Origin of the sequence: Kitasatospora sp. NPDC048365 (genome assembly GCF_043200835.1) — a bacterium.
GTDB lineage: Bacteria > Actinomycetota > Actinomycetes > Streptomycetales > Streptomycetaceae > Kitasatospora > Kitasatospora terrestris.
The window spans coordinates 96,074-115,632 of sequence record NZ_JBICYJ010000030.1 but is presented as its reverse complement, the minus strand read 5'-3'; the positions used below and the strand labels follow the sequence as shown (position 1 = coordinate 115,632).

Below are 19,559 nucleotides of genomic sequence, written 5' to 3'. Positions count from 1 at the left end.
GCCCGGGCCCTAATGGGCCCCCGCTGGGGGGGGTTCCCCGGGGGCGCCCGCCCCCGGGGGGGGGGGGGCACCCCCCCCCCCCCGCCCCTCCCGCGTGCCCGACGCGAGGGCGTCAGCGGCGCGCGGTGAGCGTGGCCCCGACGCTGGCCAGCACCACGCAGCCGATGCCCAGCACCTGCGGCCAGCCCAGCAGCTGACCGAGCACCAGCAGGCCGACCGCGGCGCTGACCGCCGGGTCCAGGCTGACGATCACGCTGAAGACCCGCTGTTCCATCCGTCGCAGCGCGGTCATCTCCAGCGCGTACGGCAGCACCGGGAAGAGCAGTGCCACACCGGCCACGGCGAGCAGCGGCAGCCACGGGGTGTCGGAGGCGGCCAGTCCGTGCCAGGCCTCCGCGGCGCCGAACGGTGCCAGGGCGACGGTGGCGATGGTGAAGGAGACGGCCAGCCCCTCGAAGCCCTTGAAGGCGGCGCCGACCTTGTCGGTGAACAGGATGTACCCGGCGTAGCAGGCGGCCGCGCCGAAGGCGTACGCCAGGCCGACCGGGTCGAGTCCGGCGCCGTCCGGGCCCTCGGTGCCGAACAGGGTGAGCAGGGCGACGCCGCCGCCGGCCAGCAGCGCCCACAGGACGTGGCCGGCCCGGCGGGCGAAGACCAGGGCGACGGCGAGCGGGCCGAGGAACTCGATGGTGGCGGCGGTGCCCATCGGCAGCCGGTCGACGGCGCCGGCGAACAGTGCGGTCATCCCGGCGGACGCCACGCCGAGCAGCCCGGCCATCGCCAGGTCGCGGCGGCTGCGGCCGCGCAGCCGGGGCCGGGTGAAGGCGAGCAGGAGAGCGGCGGCGAAGGCGAGCCGCAGGAAGGTCGCCCCGGCGACGCCGAGCACCCCGAACAGCGGCTTGGAGGCGGCGATGCCGAGCTGCACCGCGACCATCGACACCATGCACAGCACCGGCGCGGGGACGCCTCGCGCGCGTCGTCGCACCTCCACCACGGGCCGGGAGAAGGAGCGGACGTCGGGGGCGGTGGTGAGCGCGGGGCCGGTGGTGGCGGTGGTGGTGCTGGGCATGCAGACGAGTCTGGCGTAAGGAGTGCACAAGGTCAAAGCCAGTTACTTCTGCAGGTCGGATACCCGCCACCAGGGTGATCGACGTCACGCCCTCAGCGTGTCCGCACCCCTATGTGATGAACGGTCAGTAGCTCTGGAGGGTGCGTTTCCTCGGACCGGCGGCCCTGACGGCCGCGTCTCTCGTCCTGCTCCTCGCCGCCGAGGGCGGTCTCCCCGAGCCGGAGCCCGCCGTCACGACCGCCGCCGCCGGTTCCGGCGGACCCGCCGCCGCGACCGACGGAACCGCCACGACCACCACGGTCGCGGCGACCGACACCGTCGAGCTGGCCGCCGCCCAGCTCACCGCCCAGCTCGCCCGACCCGGCCGCAGCGCCCAGATCGGCCGGGCCCGGCTCGAACCGGCACCGAAGCCGGTCGTGCTGACCCGCAAGGTGCTTTCCGACACCGGCTGGGCCAAGCGCCGCGAGTCGCTCCCGCAGGAGCTGTTCACCGGCGAGGGCTTCGACGCCTGCACCGCCCCCTCGCTGGACACCCTGCGCGCCTGGCGCGGCACCTCCCCGTACGGCGCGCTCGGCATCTACGTGAGCGGCGCGCAGCGCGCCTGCGACCAGCCGCGGCTCACCGCCGACTGGGTGTCGAAGGCCCAGGAGATGGGCTGGCGGCTGATCCCCACCCACGTCGGCCTGCAGGCGCCGTGCTCCACGATCAGCCGCAAGACCAGCCGGATCGACCCGGCGCGCGCCGCCCAGCAGGGCCGGGACGAGGCGGCCGCGGCGGTCCGCGCGATGAAGGCGCTCGGCCTGCGCGGCGGCAGCCCGGTCTACCTGGACATCGAGTCGTACCCGCGCGAGTCGGCGTGCAGCCAGGCGGTGGTCGAGTTCACCCTCGGCTGGACCCAGGCGCTGCACAAGGCGGGCTACCGCTCCGGTTTCTACTCCTCCACCGACTCCGGCGTCGCCGACCTGGCCGCCGCCGCCCGGGCCGGCAGCTCCCCGCTGCCGGACGCGGTCTGGTACGCCCGCTGGGACGGCAGGGCCACCACCACCGACGGTGCCGGCGCGCTCGGCGCCTCCGACCTGTGGAGCGACCGCGGCCGGATCCACCAGTACCAGGGCAACGTCCAGGAGTCGTACGGCGGCGTCACCCTCAACATCGACCGCAACCGGCTGGACGCGCCGGTCGCCCGCTGACCGTCCGCGAGGGCGACTCCGGGTGAGCCGCAGGTCTCATCTGGGTCGCGGCTGCTGACAGAGCTGCGGCCGCGGCGGAAGAATCGGGCGGAACCCCGGCTACTAGCGGGTAGCCGAGTGTCGCCCGGTCAAGGAGGACCCCGCGTGTACAGCACGATGCAGGACGTTCCGCTCACCGTCGCCCGGATCCTGGTGCACGGGTCCACCATCCACGGCGGCTCCACCATCACCACCTGGGACGGCACCGGCCCGGTGGTCCGCAGCTTCGCCGAGGTCGGCGCGCGGGCGGGACGGCTGGCGCACGCGCTGCGGGACGAGTTGGGCGTCCGCGAGGGCACCGTGGTCGCAACCCTGATGTGGAACAACACCGAGCACCAGGAGGTGTACCTCGCGGTCCCCTCCATGGGCGCCGTGCTGCACACCCTGAACCTGCGACTGCCCGCCCACCAGCTGGCGTACATCATCGACCACGCCGCCGACCACGTGATCATCGTCAACGGCAGCGTGCTGCCGCTGCTGGCCGGCGTCCTGCCGCAGCTGAACGACACCCTCAAGCACATCGTGGTCTCCGGCGCGTACGACCCGGCGCTGCTGGCCGGCTTCGCGGGCACCGTGCACGAGTACGAGGCGCTGATCGCCGACCGCCCCGACGACTACCCGTGGCGCACCGACCTGGACGAGCGGACCGCCGCCGCCCTCTGCTACACCTCCGGCACCACCGGCGACCCCAAGGGTGTGGTCTACAGCCACCGCTCCGTCTACCTGCACTGCCTGCAGGTCAACGCCGCCGACATGTTCGGCCTGACCGCCCAGGACACCGCGCTGCCGGTGGTCCCGATGTTCCACGTGAACGCCTGGGGCATCCCGCACGCCGCCTTCATGTCCGGCGCCAACCTGCTGATGCCCGACCGCTTCCTGCAGCCCAAGCCGCTCGCCGAGATGATCGCCGCGGTGAAGCCGACCGTCAGCGCCGCCGTCCCGACCATCTGGAACGGCCTGCTGGACGAGCTGGACGGCGGTGACTACGACGTCTCCTCGCTGCGCATGGTCGTGATCGGCGGCTCCGCCTGCCCGCCCGCCCTGATGAAGGGCTTCGAGGAGCGCCACGGCATTCGCGTGGTGCATGCCTGGGGCATGACCGAGACCTCGCCGCTCGGCTCCTTCGCCACCCCGCCTGGCGGCCTCACCCCCGAGCAGGAGTGGCCGTACCGGGTCACCCAGGGCCGCTTCCCCGCCTCGGTCGAGGCCCGGCTGATCGGCCCGGCCGGCGAGCGGATGCCGCACGACGGCGAGGCCGCCGGCGAGCTGGAGGTCCGCGGCCCGTGGATCGCCGGCGCGTACTTCGGCGGCGCGGGCAACGACCCCGAGCGCCCCGACGACAAGTTCAGCGAGGACGGCTGGCTGCGCACCGGCGACGTCGGCACCATCACCCCGGACGGCTTCCTCACCCTCACCGACCGGGCCAAGGACGTGATCAAGTCCGGTGGTGAGTGGATCTCCTCGGTCGAGCTGGAGAACCAGCTGATGGCCCACCCCGAGGTCGCCGAGGCCGCGGTCGTCGCCGTCCCGGACGAGAAGTGGGGCGAGCGCCCGCTGGCCACCGTGGTGCTGCGGCCCGGTGCCACCGCAGGCCTCCCCGAGCTGCGGGCGTTCCTGGCCGGGCGGATCGCGTCCTGGCAGCTGCCCGAGCGCTGGGCGATCGTGGAGGCGGTGCCGAAGACCTCGGTCGGCAAGTTCGACAAGAAGGTGATCCGCGCCGAGTACGCCGCCGACCAGCTGGACGTCACCGTCCTCGGCAAGGAGTAACCCGGCCGGAGAAGATTCCCGTCAGGCTGCGGAATACCCCCAGGGGGTATGTTGTTATGGCAGTCGTAACGCAACACGCAGCCTGACGAGGACGGGGGCCGGCCATGAACCACGGAGACCACGCAGCGCACGCCCAGCACCAGCACCAGCACGAGCAGCACGCCCAGCACGAGCACCAGCACCACGCGCACCACGGCGGCGGTGGGAGCAGCTGGCGGACCGCCGCGCAGGCCACCCTGCACTGCCTCACCGGCTGTGCCGTCGGCGAGGTCCTCGGCCTGGTCATCGGCACCGCGTTCGGCCTGCACAACGGCACCACCATCGTGCTCTCGGTCCTGCTCGCCTTCGTCTTCGGCTACGCGCTCACCATGCGCGGCGTCCTCCGCGCCGGCCTGACCTTCGGCCAGGCGGTGAAGGTCGCGCTGGCGGCCGACACCGTGTCGATCGTGGTTATGGAGATCATCGACAACACCGCGATGGTCGCCGTCCCCGGCGCGATGGACGCGGGCCTCGGCGACCTGCTGTTCTGGGGGTCGCTCGCCGGTTCGCTGGTGCTCGCCTTCCTGGTCACCGTGCCGGTCAACCGCTGGCTGATCGGCCGCGGCAAGGGCCACGCCGTGGTCCACGCCTACCACTGACCCGCCGTCGGAACGGCGACGCGGGGCGGCCCGCCGGGAGATCCCCTCTCCCCGGCGGGCCGCCCCGCGTCCGCCCCCGTTGCGGTCCCGGACCGCTCAGCGGCCGTCGGCCACCGTGTTGCCGGTGACCGAGCCGTCGGTGCCGTCCACCGTCACCAGGTGCCGCACCCCGTCCGAACCGAGCACCTCCACCAGCCAGGAGCTGCCCCCGCCCTCCCGGCCGACCACCGTCAGCCCGGCGGCCTTGCCGCCCGGCACCGCGGCGACCGCCTTGGCCAGCGCCTGGTCCGCCGCGACCGACGGCAGCGGAGCGGGCGCGAGCTTCCCGCCGCCCTGCGCCGTCCCCCGGCCCTCCACGACGAACCCGGGCAGGCCCGGTGCCACCGGTACGGCCGGGCCGTCCCCGTCCACCCGGTAGCCCTCGGGGCCGCCCTTCAGCGCCCGGACCTCACCGTTCGGACCCCGGAACACCCCACCCGGCAGCGGCGGGAACGGCTTCCCCTCCCCCTCGAACGCCCGCACCCGCATCCCGTCGTGGTGAGCGGCGACCACCACCGTCGTCCCCGCCAGCGCCCCCAGCACCACGGCCGCGGCCGCACCCGCCGTCCACCGCGCCCACCGGCGCCGCGGCAGCCACACGAACCCCCGCCGCCCGGACGGCTTCGCCGCCACCGGCTCCTCCCCGGCGGTCTCCACCGGCTCCGGCCCGTTCGCTTCCGACATCACACGCTCCTCGTACCGCCGGAACCCCTGCCCGGCAGGCCGTCAGCATGCCGCCACCCTCCTGAAGCCAACCTGAAGACACCGCGGCGGCCGTCGCAGGGCCGCATCCGCGAGCGGTCCCGTCGGCGCCGGGTCGTCGGCGCCGGGTCGGCCGAGGCTGAAGGTCCGCTGAAGGCGTTTAGGCCGAACGAACAACCCTGCTGCCACCCTGTACGCCATGCGCGTACTGGTGGTGGAGGACGAACGGCGGCTCGCCGCCGCGTTGCAGCGCGGGCTTCGCGCCGAGGGCTTCGCCGTCGACCTCGCCCACGACGGCGCGGAGGGCCTGTGGCTGGCCACCGAGCACGGTTACGACGCGATCGTGCTCGACCTGATGCTGCCCCGGCTGAACGGCTACCGGGTGTGCGCCCGGCTGCGGGCCGCGGGCGACGAGACGCCGATCCTGATGCTCACGGCGAAGGACGGCGAGTACGACGAGGCGGAGGCGCTGGACACGGGCGCCGACGACTTCCTCTCCAAGCCGTTCTCGTACGTGGTGCTGGTGGCCCGGCTGCGCGCCCTGGTGCGCCGGACCGGCCGCCGCCTCCCGCAGACGCTCGCCTTCGGTGACCTCGCGGTCGACCCCGCGCGCCGCACCTGCACCCGCGCCGGCGCGGAGGTCCGCCTCACCGCCCGGGAGTTCGCCGTGCTGGAGTGCCTGGCCCGGGCGGGCGGCGGGGTGGTGTCGAAGCGGGAGATCCTGGAGAGCGTCTGGGACTCCGCCTTCGACGGCGACCCGAACATCGTGGAGGTGCACATCAGCGCCCTCCGCCGGAAGATCGACACCCCGTACGGCCGCGCCACCGTGGGCACCGTACGCGGCGTCGGCTACCGCCTGGCGGTGGACGGTGGCTGACCGCCCCTCACCCCGCCCCGTCGACGCGCTGCGCCGCCGTGCCGCCCGCCTGGTCCCGCGCTCGGTCCGCGCGCGGGCGACCCTCGCCGCGACCACCACGGTCGCCCTCGCCCTCGGCGCGGCGTCCGTCGCCCTGATGGCGATGCTGCACTCGTACCTGCTCAGCCGGGCGGACGACGCCGCCACCCAGCAGGCCATGGGCATCGCCAAGATGGCGGCGGCGGGCCGGCTCCCGCCCGTGCTCCCGGTGCGGGGCGCGGACTTCGTCAAGGTCGTCGACGAGAACGGCGCGGTGGTGGCGTTCAGTCAGGGCCTGCTCGGGCCGCCGAGAGGGGACGTTCGTGCGGTCGAGGGCTGGGACGCACCGGTCCGGCCGCAGCCGCCGCAGCCCCCGGACGCGCCGGTGCTGGTGGACGGGGAATACCGCCAGCGCGTCGTCCAGGCCACCACGGTCGGCCCGGTCGGCCGGTACACGGTCTACGCGGCGACCTCGCTGCGCGACATCGACGCCGCGTTCCGGGCCACCGCGCTGTCACTCGCGGTCGGGGTGCCGCTGCTGCTGCTCACGGTCGCGCTGGTGACGTGGCGGGTGGCGGGGCGGGCGCTGCAGCCGGTCGAGGCGATCCGGGCCGAGTTCGCCGAGATCACCGAGCACGACCTGCACCGCCGGGTGCCCGTGCCGCACACGGACGACGAGGTCGCCCGGCTCGCCGCGACGGTCAACGCCACCCTGGACCGGCTGGAGGACGCGGGCACCCGCCAGCGCCGCTTCATCGCCGACGCCTCGCACGAACTGCGCAGCCCGATCACCGTGCTCCGCACCCAGCTGGAGGTCGCCCTCGCCCACCCGGGGTCGGCGCCGTGGCCGGAGCTGGTCCGGGAGGCCCTGGAGGACACCGTCCGGCTCCAGGACCTGGCCGCCGACCTCCTGCTGCTGGCCCGCCTGGACGCCGCCGAACCGGTCGCCACCGAGCCGCTCGACCTGGCCCGGCTCTGCGAGGACACCCTCGCCGTCCGCGGCCCCGAACGCGTCCCGGTCGCCGCGGACCTGACGCCGGGCACCACCGTGCGGGGCAACCGCACCCGGCTCGCCCGCCTGCTCACCAACCTGCTGGACAACGCCCAGCGCTACGCCGACCGGCGGATCGAGGTCCGGGTCCGGGCCGTCGGCTGCACCGCCGTCCTGGAGGTCCGCGACGACGGCCCGGGCATCCCGGCCGAGGACCGTGAGCGGGTCTTCGAACGGTTCACCCGGCTCGACGACGCGCGCAGCCGCGAACTCGGCGGTGCCGGACTGGGCCTGGCCATCGCCCGCGACCTGGCCACCCACCACGGCGGCACCCTCGCCGCCGAGCCGCCCGGTGCGCCCGGGGCACGGTTCGTCCTGCGCCTGCCCCTGGCCGGAGACACCCTGGCCGGGGACACCCTGGCCGGGGACCTCCCGGCCGCGGGCTGACCGGCAGTCAGCCCGCCTGCGGCACACCGCCCGCGACGGACATCTCGCCCATCGCGCCGATCCGGGTCAGCAGGTCGACGATCCGGGACTGCACGTCCTCGGTGGTCGAGCGCTCGGCGAGGAACAGCACCGTCTCGCCGGTCCGCAGCCGCGGCAGCTCCTGCGGGTCCAGGTCGACCGAGGTGTAGACGACCAGCGGGGTCCGGTACAGCCGGTCGTTGGCGCGCAGCCAGTCCAGCAGGCCGACCCGGCGGCGGCGGATCTGCAGCAGGTCCATCACCACCAGGTTCGGCTGGACGCTGCTCGCCCGGGCGACCGCCTCGTTCTCGTCGGCCGCGTGCTCGACGTGCATGCCGCGCCGCTCCAGGCTGGCGATCAGCGCCGCCGCGATGTCCGGGTCGGACTCGACCAGCAGCACGCGTGCGGCGTGCTGCTCGCTGTCGCGCGGCGCGAGCGCCCGCAGCAGCACGGCCGGGTCCGCGCCGTACGCGGCGTCCCGGGTGGCCTGCCCGAGGCCGGCGGTGACCAGCACCGGCACCCGGCTGTTCAGCGCCGCGGTCCGCAGCGACTGCAGGGCGGTCCGGGTGATCGGCCCGGTCAGCGGGTCGACGAACAGCGCCGCGGGCAGGCCCGCGATCTGCGCGTCCACCTCCTCGCGGGAGCGGACGATCACCGGGCGGTAGCCGCGGTCGGTCAGCGCCTGCTTGGTCGACGGGTCGGGCTCGGGCCACACCAGCAGCCGGCGCGGGGTGCCGTCGACGCTCGGGACCATGGCTTGCGCCTCGATCTCCGGCTGCGACTCCTTGGCGGCGGCCAGCTCGGCCATCGGCCGCGGCGGCGTCCGCAGCTCGACCGAGGCCGAGCCCGAGCCCGAGGCCTGGGCAGCGCCGTTGGCCGTCCCGTTCGCCGTGCCGTTCAGCGCGCCGTTCGCGCCGGCGGCCCCGTTCATCTCGGCGGGCGCGAGTTCGGGCCGCGCCGCCTCCGCCCCCGGGAAGGTCGTCGCGAAGCCGCCGCCCATCGGACGCGGCGGCGCCAACTCGCCGAGCCCGCTGCTCACCGGGCGCGGCTGCGCCGGCTCCGCCGCGGGCTCCTGCCGTCCGGCCAGCTCCAGCGCACCCGAGACCGGTGCCAGGCCGGTGCCCGGAACGCCCGGCCCGGCCTGAGCGCCCTGAGCGGCCACCCGGTCGGTCCCGTCGACTGCATCCTGGTCGCCCGGCTGTCCGGCCGGCAGCTCGCCGACGGCCGGGGCGGGCCGTTCGGCCGCCGGCGGCAGGGCCGGTACGGCGGGCAGGACGGTGGTCGCCGCCTCGGAGGCGTCGGTGTGGTCGGTCGGCAGCGCGAGGCGCCGGCGGCGGCCGGTCGGCTGGACCGCGGGGGTCGCCGCCGCGGTGGCCGGCGGGCCGGCGGGCAGCGCGTGCTCCAGGCCCGGGTACACCGGCGTGCCGGGGTCCGGGATGCCCGGAAGCGACAGCGCGCCGTGCGACTCCTCGCCCGCGGAGGCCTTGCGCCGGCGCCGCGAGGCCCGACCGGAGTCGGCGGCCTGCTGCGACTCGGCGGGCGCACCCTCCGTACCGGGCCCGGAGCCTGCCTCGACCGCGGCGTCGGCGGCCGGAGCGGCTGCCTGCTCGCCCGCCGGGACCTGCGCGGGAGTGTCGTCGGCCCGGCCCGGGCCGAGCGCGATCGGCCCGCGCGGCGCGCCGTCGGCACCGGCGGCCGGGCCGGAGGCCGCCGCGGCCGCGCCGTTCCGGTCGTCCTTCGGCGTTCCGGCCGTGTCCGGCCGACCACCGGCGCGACCACTGCCGCGGGCGCCGTCCGCCGCGCCGTCGGCCGCCGGGGCGACCTCCGGCAGGTCCGGCAGCATCGCGGTGTCGGTGTCCTTGGGGACGTGCCGCGCCTCGGGACCGGCCGCGGCCGCGTCCGGGTCCAGCGGCAGCTCGACCACGTACGTCGTGCCGGCCCGGTTGGGCAGCTCGTGGCGCTGGAGCACGCCGCCGTGCCGCTGGACGGCCGAGCGCGCGATCGGCAGGTGGACGGCGCTGGCCTTGCGGGCCGGGCCGCGGACCTCGATCCGCGCCACCGTGCCGCGCTGGGCGGCGGCGAGCACCACCATCGGCACGTCCCCGCCGGACGGCGGCAGCGCCGGAACGCCGAGCGAGGGCGTGCCGCCGCCGGCCTCCAGCGAGGGCGTCACCCCGCTGACGTCGGCGACCAGGTGGGCGAGTGCCCGGGCGAGGCGTTCGCGGTCGGCGGCGACCTCGACGGCAGCGGCGTGCACCGAGTAGCGGACCCGGCCGGGCCCGACCAGTTCGCCGGCCTGCTCGACCGCGAGCTGGACGACCGCGTCCAGGCCGACCGGTTCGAGCTCCAGGGCGTTCTTGCCGCCGTCCGCCCCGGCCTCGAAGCGCTGGTGGTCCAGGACGCCCTCGATCAGCCGCTCGAACCGCCGGCACTCGTCGGCGAGCCGGCGCAGCGTCCAGTTGGCCTCCGGCCACAGCTGCCCGGCCGGGTCGCCGGCCAGCGCGTCGATCCGCCGGTGCAGGGCGCCGAGCGCGTCGCCGAGCTCCTGCTCCAGGACGGCGGTCAGGTGCTCGTTGCGGGCGTTGAGGGAGAGTTCGCGGGTCTTGTCGGTGAAGGTCATCACCGCGCCGACCAGCTGGTCGCCGTCGCGGACCGGGGCGGTGGTCAGGTCGACGGTCACTGGGGAGCCGTCCTTGCGCCACAGCACGGTGTTCTTCACCCGGTGCTTGCGGCCGGACATCAGGGTGTCGAGCAGCGCCGAGCCCTCCAGGGCGAGCGGGCTGCCGTCCGGCTGGGAGTGCTGGATCAGCGGGTGCAGCTCGCGGCCGCCCAGCTCGCTGGCCCGGTAGTCGAGGATGTGCGCGGCGGCCGGGTTGACCAGCACCACGCGGCCGTCGAGGTCGACGCCGAGCACGCCCTCGGCGGCGGCCCGCAGGATCATCTCGGTCTGCTTGTGCTGCCGGCGCAGCTCCGCCTCGACGCCGAGCCGGTTGGTCAGGTCGCGGACCAGGAGCAGCAGCAGGTCCCGGTCGGTGGTGGCGTACGAGAGGAACCCGTGCGCCTCGCCGGTGCCGTCGTCGGTGAAGTCGTTGCCGGAGACCTCGACGGTGAAGGTGGTGCCGTCGGTCCGGCGGGCGGTCATCCGGACGGGTCGGTCCAGGCTCTCGGTCTCGCTCGCCGGTGGCCGCATCGAGCCGGGGATCCGGCTCGGGTCGAACTCGGGAAGCAGGTCCAGCACGCCCATCCCGACCAGGGAGGTGCCGGGCGCCTGAAGGCTCTGCACGGCGGCCTGGTTGGCGTCCACCACGGTGCCGTTGCTGTTCACCAGCAACAGCGGGTCGGGCAGTGCGTCGAGTATCGCGGCGAGGCGAGCAGCGCCTCGGGTCGGCCTGCTGCTCACGTCGACAGGTCTCCTCACGGCTCTCCGGAGGCTGAAGTATCTCATTCTTCTTTGCGTCGTGGAGGACCCGCCCAGTATCGTTGTCCGTGGTTGGTGCCAGGGCCTCAGGCTGTGGCATCATCGCAGTCGCGCGGAGTGCGCCGGTGAAGCTGCCGGGGCGGTCCGAGTGAAGGAGGCGTCGCCTAGTCCGGTCTATGGCGCCGCACTGCTAATGCGGTTTGGGTCTTAAAGCCCATCGAGGGTTCAAATCCCTCCGCCTCCGCCTCGTGGAAGCCCCGGTGATCATGGATCCCGGGGCTTCGACGCTTGCCCGGGTCCGAGCGGATCAATCCGATTTCGTCCCAGGTCGAGGGTCATGTAATGTTGTCCCCGCACCGCCCCGGAGGCCCAGGCCGACAGGGCGAGCGCTCATAGCTCAACGGATAGAGCACTTGACTACGGATCAAGAGGTTGCAGGTTCGAATCCTGCTGAGCGCACCACCTCCCCGCTCACGGCCCGTCAGGGTCGTCCGAGCGCTCATAGCTCAACGGATAGAGCACTTGACTACGGATCAAGAGGTTGCAGGTTCGAATCCTGCTGAGCGCACCAGCCGAAGGCCCCGGACTCCGTCCGGGGCCTTCGTCGTTCTCACCCGCCCAGCTCGGTGCGGTTGATCCACGGGATGTCGCGCTGGTCGAGGAACCACTCGGCGGGGGTGAGCGGGCGGCTGCGGTTGAAGGTGTCGGCGACCGGGTCGTGCCGGAGCAGTTCGGGGTCGGCGCCCTGGCCGAGCAGTTGCCGGGCGATCTCGGGGGCGAGGTCCGGCGGTCCGCTGAGGTGGATGTCGTGGCCGGTGCAGTCGCCGTAGCTGCGCAGGCCCTCGCGGAGCAGTTCGGTGGCCTCGGGCCGGGTGCCGCCGTCGGCGGGGGCGGCGAGCGCGACCCGCAGCCAGGTGTGCCGGACGACCAGGTCCTCGACGGCGGGCAGGTCGTACTGGTCGGCGTCGGAGCGGGCGGCCAGGAAGACGTTGGCGGGCCGTCCGCCGTCCAGGGCGAGCTGTTCGAGCAGGGACTTGACCTGGGCCCAGCCGGTGCCGCCGGCGACGGCGAGCAGCGGCCGGTCGGAGTGCGGGTCGAGGACGGCGTCGCCGAGCGGCGGGCCGAGCCGCAGCCGCTCGCCCGGCATGACGTCGTTCACCAGGGCGGTGGAGAGCAGTCCGCCGGGCACCCGGCGGACGTGCAGGTCCAGCGTCCCGTCGGGGCGGGGGGCGCAGGCGATCGAGTACGGGCGCCAGACCCGGGGCTGCCGCGGCGAGCAGGCGGTCAGGTACTGGCCGGCGGTGAAGGAGTACGGCCGGTCGGGGGCCAGGGTGAGCACGGCGATGTCGGGGGCGGCGCGTCGGCGGTCCACCACCTCGGCCTCCCACCAGGCGGGGGTGTCGGCCGGGACGGCGGCCGCGGCGTCGATCATCGCCTGGGAGATGACCGTGTAGGCCTCGGTCCACGCCTTCTCGATCTCGGGCGTCCAGGCGTGGCCGGAGAAGTGCTTGAGCGCGGCGATCAGGCTGGCCCCGACGGCGGGGAAGTGCTCGGGCGCGGCCTGGAACTTGCGGTGGTCGCGCCCGAGCGCCGCCAGGTAGCCGGTCAGCTTCTCCGGCTCCTCCAGCCGCAGCACCAGTTGGGTGAGAGCGGCGAAGAGCCGGTCGCGCTGTTCGGCGAGGCGGTCCGGGAAGAGGTCCTGGACGCCGGGGTTGTGGGTGAACAGGTGGGCGTAGAAGAACTTGGTCAGCTGGTCGGCGCGGCGCTCGACGACGGCGAAGCTGGCGCGGATGACCGCGGGGTCGAAGGGCACCGCGGCGGCCTCAGGCGGAGCCGGTGGCGAGCTCGGCGGTCAGTGCCCGGCCCATCACGTCGGTGACCACGCCGTAGACGGCGGTCCAGGACTCCTCGGTCTCGGGCGTCCAGGCGTCCCTGGCGAAGTGCGCGAGGGTGGCGAGCAGGCTCCCGCCGACGGCCGGGAAGTGCGCGGGCAGCGCGCCGTAGCCCGCATGCCGGCGGCCGAGGCCCTCCAGGACGCCGACCAGCGTCTCGGTGTCCTCCAGGTGGGTGACCAGGGCGCCGATGGCCGCCCAGAGCCGGTCCTGCTGCTCGTCCAGGTGCTCGGCGAAGAGCGGACGGACCGCCGGGTGGTGCTCGAACAGGTGACGGTAGAAGTGGGCCGTCACCTCGCTGCCGTGCGCCTCGATCGCGGCGTAGCTGCTCTTGATGAGAACGGGATTAATCGTCACGGGCGTCGACTCTACTGATAAGCGGGCCAATTCGAACAGATCAGGTTGATGAATGGTCAAGAACTGGTCAGTAACGTTCCGTTGAGTAGCCATTCCAATGCCGCAACCTTCACGCCTCCGACCTGTTCCTACGCCGCGCGCGGGGGACCACCAATCGGGTGGTAGTCGGGCGAAAGGACAAGTGTCGCAGTATGACGGACTCTCGATCGTGATTCCCTTTTGTCGGATGTACTGACGTGTCAGATCCCACACCGGGACAGCGACTTGGCGGACGACACCGAGAGGAGAGCCGGATGTGCGCAGTCACCCGGAGCGCGGCGGTGTTTCTCGCCACCGGGCTCCTGGCCGGCCTGAATTCGACCCCTGTCGCGGCACAGCAGTCACCCGACTCCTGGAACGGTGACCGGCGTGCCGTGCTGCCCTCCGGGTTCGCCATCCAGCTGGATTTCTCCCCCCTCCCCGGAGTGAAGGCCACCGCGGCTCCCGGAAAGCTCGCGGACCGCGTCGGCGGCAGCGCCGTCTACACCGACGGCATGCGCGCGGGCGATCCCGCCGAGACCTTCCAGGTCGCCGAGCAGCGGCCCGTCGCCGACGGCTCCTGGCGCACCCTGGGCACCCTCCAGGTGACCTTCTCCCGGCCGGTCCGCAACCCCCGACTGCACCTCAGCGGCCTGGCCGGCCTCGCCACCGGCAGGACCGGCACCACCGGCACCGCCACCAGGCTCACCGTCGCCGGCGGTTCGCCCGGCGCCCCCACCCTGGTCGGCCGCACCCCCTGGACCGGCTGGACGGTCGCCCCCGGCGAGCTCGCCCCGGCCGGTGACGGCAGCACCGACGGCGACCGGGACGGCACCGGCACCCTCGAACTCGGCGGCACCGTCGCCACCGTGACGTTCCGGGTCGAACAGCGCTCCACCGCCCGGGCCGGCTCCACCACGCCGCCCGCGACGCTGCGCCAGGCCTATACCGTGACCCTCGACGAGGGCCTCGGCACCGCCCCCGCGGGGTACGGCAACGCCTCCCACGTCATCTCCGACCTCTTCCTCGGCCAGGACGCCTCGGCCGGCGCCGCCCGCTCCCGTCCCGGACTCGCACAGACCGTCCAGCGGCCCCTGCTGCCCGGGCCGAACGCCCCCGCGCCGCCGCCCTCCGACCCCGGACCGGCCGTCCAGCTCGACGGCGGCGCCGGCCGCCGCAGCCAGTGGGCCAACCCGGCGCCGCCGCAGCTCCAGCCCGGCCGCGGCGAGTACCAGGGCGCCGACCCGACCCTGAAGTTCCCCGCCGAGGCCGCCGTCGGCCGCTACTACCGGCTGGACGTCCCGGTCAGCGCCGGTGCCGGGCCCGCCACCCTGGCCGGCTGGATCGACTTCGACCACAACGGCCGCTTCGACCCGCTGGAGCGGGTGCAGGCCGAGGTCCAGCCCGGCGCGACGACCGCCGCCCTGGAGTGGAACGTCCAGAAGGGCGCGGCCGGCGGCGAGACCTGGGCCCGGCTCCGGATCGCCCGCAGCGGCGCCCAACTCGTCGGCTCCGGCGGATTCGCCGACTCCGGCCAGGTCCTCGACCAGAAGATCAACATCGCCGTCGCCACCGCGCAGCCGGAGATCTCCGGACCCGTCAGCGGCACCGTCACCGCCGACCCGCGCCCCACCTTCCGCGGCGAGGGCGCGGTGGCCGGCGCCACCGTCGCCATCACCGAGGGCGACACCACCTTGTGCACCACCCGGGCCGGGTCCGACGGCACCTGGTCCTGCCGTCCCGAACGGCCGCTCGCCGAGGGCCGGCACACGCTCGTCGCGGTGGAGACCACCAAGGGCGGCATGGTGCTGCGCGGCGAACCGGTCCGACTGACCGTCAAGACCACCCCGCCGAACGCCCCGCAGCTCACCCTGCCCGAGTTCACCAACGACCCCGGCCTGCTGGTCACCGGCCTCGGCGAACCCGGCTCCACCGTCTCCGTGGCGGTCACCCCCGTCGGCGGCCGCCCCGGCACCGGCGGCGAGCTGTGCAGCACCGCCGTCGGCAGCGACGGCAGCTGGTCCTGCCTCCCGGTCGAGAACCTCCCCGACGGGCGCCACCAGCTCCAGCCCGTCGCCGTGGACGCCGCCGGCAACCGCACCGACGGCAAGCCCGTCGCACTGACCGTCGACACCGTCGCCCCCGCCCGGCCCACCCTGACCGGCCCCGCCGGCGGCGAGACCGTCCGCACCGCGCGGCCCCGGCTCACCGGCCGGGCCGAACCCGGCACCACGGTCACCGTCACCGTCCGCGCCACCGGCAGCGAACGCGCCACCCTGTGCAGCGGCGTCGCGGCGACCGACGGGACGTGGGCGTGCACCGCCGTCCGCGACCTGACGGACGGTGAGCAGACCCTGCTCGCCACCGCCACCGACCGCGCGGGCAACGGCACCGCGGGGGAGCCCGTCACCGTCCACGTCTCCCTCCCGGCCATTCCGCCGGCCTCGCCGTCGCCGTCGCCGTCCGTGACACCCTCGCCGAGTGCGAGTGCGAGTGCGAGTGCGAGCGTCTCGGCGTCGCCGTCCGCCTCCGCCTCTGCTTCTGCTTCTGCTTCCGGATCCGGTCCGTCCTCCGCGTCTGCCTCGGCGTCCGGTTCGGCCTCGACGTCCGGCTCCCCGTCGGCATCGGTGCCCGCCTCCGGTTCACCGTCCGCGTCCGCGTCTGCTTCTGCTGCGGCCGGCGGCTCGACCGGGCCGTCCCCGAGCGCCTCGCCCTCGGACGGCCCGGACCTCACCGTCCCGCTCCCGCCCGGGCTGCTCCCGATCGTGGTACCGCCGGTGCTGCTGCCGTTCCTGCCCCCGGTGGCTGTCCCGGTCGGCTCCGCCTCGGCCGTGCCGTCCCCGGGCACGTCCGCTGCCGCGGCGCCGTCCCCGAGCGGCTCCGATGCCGCGGCGGCTTCCGACTCGCCCGCGCCGAGCGCATCCGCAGCCTCCGGCTCGGCCGTACCGAGCGCCCCCGCCGTGGCGCCGCCGGCCTCGCCGTCGCCCACCTCGCCGTCCCCCGCTGCTCCCTCGCCCGTTGTTCCCTCGCCCGCCGCCCCGTCGGTCGGCTCGCCGGTCCCGGGCCTGCCGTCCACCCCGGCCCCGCCGGGAGCGTCCCCGAGCGGCGGCCCGGCAGTTGACCCGCTCGCCGCAGCGGCCTCCAAGTCCCCTGTTGCCGCGCCCGCCTCCGGGTCCGTGTCCGTGTCGGCGTCTCCGGCCGTGACGGCCTCCGCCGCTGCCTCGGCGTCGGCCTCCGCGGTGGCGTCCGGCCCGTCCTCCCCGGCGGCCGGGGCGCCGCCGGGCGCGCGGGGGCCCGGTGTCGCCCGCCCGGCGGACGGTGAGGGCGCCGACGCGGTCGCCGGCGCCGAGGCGGCGGCCAGGGGCGCGGGTACGCCCGCCGCTCCGCCGCCCGGCCCGATGGCGACGACGCAGAACTCGTCGTCGAGCGGCTGGCGGGGCCTCGCCTGCGGCGTCCTGCTGATCCTGGCCGCGCTGGGTCTGGTGACACGCCGGGTGTTCGGCCGCGGAAGTGGCTCCCGGCGACGCTGACGGCCCGTCGGATCCCACCCGTTCTCGCAGGTCGGAGCGGGTGGGATCGCCCGGCGCCGGGCCGGCCCCGACCGACACGCCGTCAGGCGAAATGTCGCATTTGATGACTTATCAACCTAGCCTGAGTCTGGCACTGCCCGTCAGATCCGGGCCGCCCGTTGCGCGACACACCGACCCCGAGGATCCGTGCATGGACGTCACCCGCGATTCTTCGCCGCGACCCAACTCCTGGCCCCCCGCCGTACCGGGTGCCCCGGTCGGTGCGACCCAGCTGACCAAAGCGGTCGCGCGCGCCGTGGCCAAGCCGCTGATCAAGCCGCTCCCGCCGCCCGAGGACGAGCTGGAGGCCACCCAGGTCCTCACCGAGCCGATCGGCGCGGACCGTCTCGGCGGCGACCACTTCGGCGGCGACCACTTCGGCGGCGACCACCTCGGCGCGGACCGGCACGGCGCGGACCGGCACGGCGCTGCGCCGGTGGCCCGTCCCGCCGCGGTGCCCGCCGAGCACCCCACCGCCGCCGACTCGCCGGCCACCCGCCGCCCGCCGCGCGCGGACCAGTCGATCCGGGAGCACCGGGCGTTCGCACTGCCGGGCTGGATCCCCCTGCTGGTGATCCTGCTCGGCGTGGCCGGCGTAGTCCTGGTGCTGGCCTGGACCGGCCTGATCCCGCAGCTGGACGTCCTGCCCGACGTCCGCAGCGACGCCGCCCGGGCGAGCGGCCGGCCCGAGGTCACCGACCTGGCGATCGGCGTCGTCACGGGCGCCTGCCTGCTGGTGCTGCTCGCCCTCGCCGGGCTGCTCTCCAACCCGGGCGGCGAGACCCGGCTGCTCACCCGCTGGGGCCGCTACCGCGGCACCGTCCGCCGGACCGGCCTGCTCTGGGTCAACCCGCTGGTGCGCCGCCGCCGCGTGGACGTCCGGCTGCGCCACTGGCGCAGCGACCCGGTCCACGTCACCGACCGGGCGGGCACCCCGCTGGTGGTCCGGCTGCTGATCGTCTGGCGGGTCAAGGACACCGCCCGGGTCACCCTCGGCATCGCCGAGCACGAGACGTACCTGCGGGAGCAGACCCAGGCGGTGCTGACCCGCACCTCGTCCGCGCTGCCCTGCGACTCGAACTCGGCACCCGGCCCGGCCCTGCGCGACGGCCAGTGGTTCGCCGACGAGCTCACCCGCGCGCTGGCGGCCGAGACCGCCCCGGCCGGCATCGAGGTCTACTCGGTCCAGCCGCTGGCCCTGGACTACGCCCCGGAGGTCGCCGAGTCGATGCGCCGGCGCCGGCTCGCCGACCTGGACGCGGGCCTGCGCACGGTCCTGGTCGACGACGCGGTCGAGGCGGCCGCGCTCGCCGTCCGCCGCCTGGAACGGGCCACCGCCCACGAGTTGGACGAGGCCGCCCGCAGCTCGCTGATGGAGCAGCTGCTGGTCGCCTTCGTCGCCCCGGCCGGGGTCACCGCCTCGGTGCCCGCGCCGGCCGCCCGTACGGTGCGCAAGGAAGGAAAGCCCGCGTGACCACGACGACCGAAGCGATAGCCGACGCCTCCGCGCTGCCCGGCTTCGACGAGACGTTCACCCAGGACTGCCGCTGCCGCCACTGCTCGTCGGTGCCGGCGCGGCGGGCCGAGAGCGGCGGGCGGCCCGGCGGCCGAATACACCGGGCCGTCCGCTCCACCTGCCTCGCCACCACCGTGCTGGCCGGCGCCGGCGTGCTGGGCCTCGGCCTCGGTGCCGGTACCGCGGAGGCGATGCCCGCCCCTGCCAAGCCGGGCTGGGACGGCTCGGTGTACTGGTTCAAGAACGCGGCCGGCGAGTGGCGCTACACCAAGTACCTCAGCACCTACCGGGCCCGCACCGGCTCAGCCGGCCCGTCCGGCGCGGTGTCGAGCTCCGGCGGCGGCATCCGCCAGGGCTGGGACGGCTCGGTGTACTGGTTCAGGAACGCCGCGGGCGAGTGGCGCTACACCAAGTACCTCAGCACCTACCAGGCCCGCACTGGCTCCACCGGGTCCACCGGATCCACCGGGCAGGCCCAGCCCCAGTCGCCCTCCCGCGCGGGATACGAGGCCGCGATCTCCTACGCGCTCGCCCAGGTCGGCAAGCCGTACCTGTGGGGCGGCAACGGCCCGAACGGCTTCGACTGCTCCGGCCTGGTCCAGCAGGCGTACCGCCGGGCCGGCGTCGAGACCCCCCGGGTCGCCGACGACCAGTACCGGGCTGCCACCCCGATCAGCGCGAGCCGGCTGCGCCGCGGCGACCTGGTCTTCTGGTCCGGCAACGGACGGGTCTCCGGCATCCACCACGTCGCGATCTACCTCGGCGACGGCACGTACGTGGAGGCTCCCCGCCCCGGCAAGAACGTCCGGGTCTCCCGCCTCACCAGCGGTTACTACCCGGACTTCTTCGGCCGCCCCTGACCCGCCCCCGACCGGCTCCCGACCCGCCCGCGACCCCCGTCCCCGAACCCCCGCGTGCCTCTGTCCACAGCCTGTGGACAGAGGCGCGCGGACGTCGCCCGAGGTGAGAACCCCGTGGAGAACGTCAATCGGCG

General features: G+C 75.0%; 13 protein-coding genes and 3 tRNA genes. 11 read left to right on the top strand and 5 right to left on the bottom strand.

Features of this window, described 5'->3' with window-relative positions; all coding sequences use genetic code 11:
* Positions 1–112 precede the first annotated feature (112 nt).
* Positions 113–1,069, bottom strand: a complete 957-nt coding sequence (locus ACGFX4_RS27605; RefSeq protein ID WP_393079665.1) for a DMT family transporter — start codon at positions 1,067–1,069, stop codon at positions 113–115.
* 140 nt (positions 1,070–1,209) lie between these two features.
* Between ACGFX4_RS27605 and ACGFX4_RS27600 the strand changes: the two genes are divergently transcribed.
* The 3 genes from ACGFX4_RS27600 to ACGFX4_RS27590 all read left to right on the top strand — a co-directional run bounded on the left by ACGFX4_RS27600 (position 1,210) and on the right by ACGFX4_RS27590 (position 4,703).
* Positions 1,210–2,259, top strand: coding sequence for a DUF1906 domain-containing protein (locus ACGFX4_RS27600; protein WP_393079662.1), 1,050 nt, complete (start codon positions 1,210–1,212; stop codon positions 2,257–2,259).
* A gap of 144 nt (positions 2,260–2,403) precedes the next feature.
* Positions 2,404–4,065: a long-chain fatty acid--CoA ligase gene (locus ACGFX4_RS27595; protein WP_393079659.1), complete on the top strand. Its 1,662-nt coding sequence runs from the start codon at positions 2,404–2,406 to the stop codon at positions 4,063–4,065.
* A 104-nt stretch (positions 4,066–4,169) separates the two neighbouring features.
* Positions 4,170–4,703, top strand: a complete 534-nt coding sequence (locus tag ACGFX4_RS27590) for a DUF4396 domain-containing protein (protein WP_393079657.1) — start codon at positions 4,170–4,172, stop codon at positions 4,701–4,703.
* Between the two features lie 96 nt (positions 4,704–4,799).
* Here ACGFX4_RS27590 and ACGFX4_RS27585 read toward each other — a convergent pair whose 3' ends face one another.
* Positions 4,800–5,426, bottom strand: a complete 627-nt coding sequence (locus tag ACGFX4_RS27585; RefSeq protein WP_393079655.1) for a PepSY domain-containing protein — start codon at positions 5,424–5,426, stop codon at positions 4,800–4,802.
* 217 nt (positions 5,427–5,643) lie between these two features.
* Here ACGFX4_RS27585 and ACGFX4_RS27580 point away from each other — a divergent pair, with 217 nt between their 5' ends.
* Both ACGFX4_RS27580 and ACGFX4_RS27575 read left to right on the top strand, forming a co-directional pair.
* Positions 5,644–6,321: a response regulator transcription factor gene (locus ACGFX4_RS27580; protein ID WP_393079652.1), complete on the top strand. Its 678-nt coding sequence runs from the start codon at positions 5,644–5,646 to the stop codon at positions 6,319–6,321.
* Complete coding sequence (locus tag ACGFX4_RS27575; protein WP_393079649.1) at positions 6,314–7,777, top strand: ATP-binding protein; 1,464 nt, start codon at positions 6,314–6,316, stop codon at positions 7,775–7,777. Before ACGFX4_RS27580 ends, ACGFX4_RS27575 begins: the two co-directional genes overlap by 8 nt.
* A 7-nt stretch (positions 7,778–7,784) precedes the next feature.
* On the opposite strand, the gene ACGFX4_RS27570 is transcribed toward ACGFX4_RS27575, so the two are convergent.
* Positions 7,785–11,195: a PAS domain-containing protein gene (locus ACGFX4_RS27570; protein ID WP_393079647.1), complete on the bottom strand. Its 3,411-nt coding sequence runs from the start codon at positions 11,193–11,195 to the stop codon at positions 7,785–7,787.
* A gap of 171 nt (positions 11,196–11,366) precedes the next feature.
* Between ACGFX4_RS27570 and ACGFX4_RS27565 the strand changes: the two genes are divergently transcribed.
* The 3 genes from ACGFX4_RS27565 (at position 11,367) to ACGFX4_RS27555 (ending at position 11,784) form a co-directional block, all read left to right on the top strand.
* Positions 11,367–11,457 (top strand) — tRNA-Ser (locus tag ACGFX4_RS27565).
* Between the two features lie 142 nt (positions 11,458–11,599).
* Positions 11,600–11,675 (top strand) — tRNA-Arg (locus ACGFX4_RS27560).
* Between the two features lie 33 nt (positions 11,676–11,708).
* Positions 11,709–11,784 (top strand) — tRNA-Arg (locus tag ACGFX4_RS27555).
* Positions 11,785–11,823: 39 nt separating this feature from the next.
* On the opposite strand, the gene ACGFX4_RS27550 is transcribed toward ACGFX4_RS27555, so the two are convergent.
* Together ACGFX4_RS27550 and ACGFX4_RS27545 are read right to left on the bottom strand one after the other, a co-directional pair.
* Positions 11,824–13,026 carry a globin domain-containing protein gene (locus ACGFX4_RS27550; protein ID WP_393079644.1) on the bottom strand — a complete coding sequence of 401 codons (1,203 nt, stop codon included), beginning with the start codon at positions 13,024–13,026 and terminating at the stop codon, positions 11,824–11,826.
* Between the two features lie 10 nt (positions 13,027–13,036).
* A complete protein-coding gene (locus tag ACGFX4_RS27545) occupies positions 13,037–13,462 on the bottom strand; it encodes a globin family protein (RefSeq protein WP_393079641.1) in 426 nt (141 codons plus the stop codon).
* A 293-nt stretch (positions 13,463–13,755) separates the two neighbouring features.
* On the opposite strand from ACGFX4_RS27545, the gene ACGFX4_RS27540 reads away from it, so the two are divergent.
* The 3 genes from ACGFX4_RS27540 (at position 13,756) to ACGFX4_RS27530 (ending at position 19,425) form a co-directional block, all read left to right on the top strand.
* Complete coding sequence (locus ACGFX4_RS27540; RefSeq protein WP_393079638.1) at positions 13,756–17,010, top strand: Ig-like domain-containing protein; 3,255 nt, start codon at positions 13,756–13,758, stop codon at positions 17,008–17,010.
* A 190-nt stretch (positions 17,011–17,200) separates the two neighbouring features.
* Entirely contained in the window at positions 17,201–18,523 is a 1,323-nt protein-coding gene (locus ACGFX4_RS27535; protein WP_393079635.1) for an SPFH domain-containing protein, read from the top strand.
* The gene (locus ACGFX4_RS27530) at positions 18,520–19,425 is read left to right on the top strand and encodes a C40 family peptidase (RefSeq protein ID WP_393079632.1); all 906 of its coding nucleotides are present in this window, start codon (positions 18,520–18,522) and stop codon (positions 19,423–19,425) included. The genes ACGFX4_RS27535 and ACGFX4_RS27530 overlap by 4 nt, the downstream gene beginning before the upstream one ends.
* Positions 19,426–19,559 lie beyond the last annotated feature (134 nt).

Excerpts from the sequence above, each read along its gene's own strand:
- ACGFX4_RS27605 (WP_393079665.1), bottom strand. The coding sequence starts at position 1,069 with ATGCCCAGCACCACCACCGCCACCACCGGCCCCGCGCTCACCACCGCC.
- ACGFX4_RS27590 (WP_393079657.1), top strand. The coding sequence starts at position 4,170 with ATGAACCACGGAGACCACGCAGCGCACGCCCAGCACCAGCACCAGCAC.
- ACGFX4_RS27585 (WP_393079655.1), bottom strand. The coding sequence starts at position 5,426 with ATGTCGGAAGCGAACGGGCCGGAGCCGGTGGAGACCGCCGGGGAGGAG.
- ACGFX4_RS27580 (WP_393079652.1), top strand. The coding sequence starts at position 5,644 with ATGCGCGTACTGGTGGTGGAGGACGAACGGCGGCTCGCCGCCGCGTTG.
- ACGFX4_RS27540 (WP_393079638.1), top strand. The coding sequence starts at position 13,756 with ATGTGCGCAGTCACCCGGAGCGCGGCGGTGTTTCTCGCCACCGGGCTC.
- ACGFX4_RS27535 (WP_393079635.1), top strand. The coding sequence starts at position 17,201 with ATGGACGTCACCCGCGATTCTTCGCCGCGACCCAACTCCTGGCCCCCC.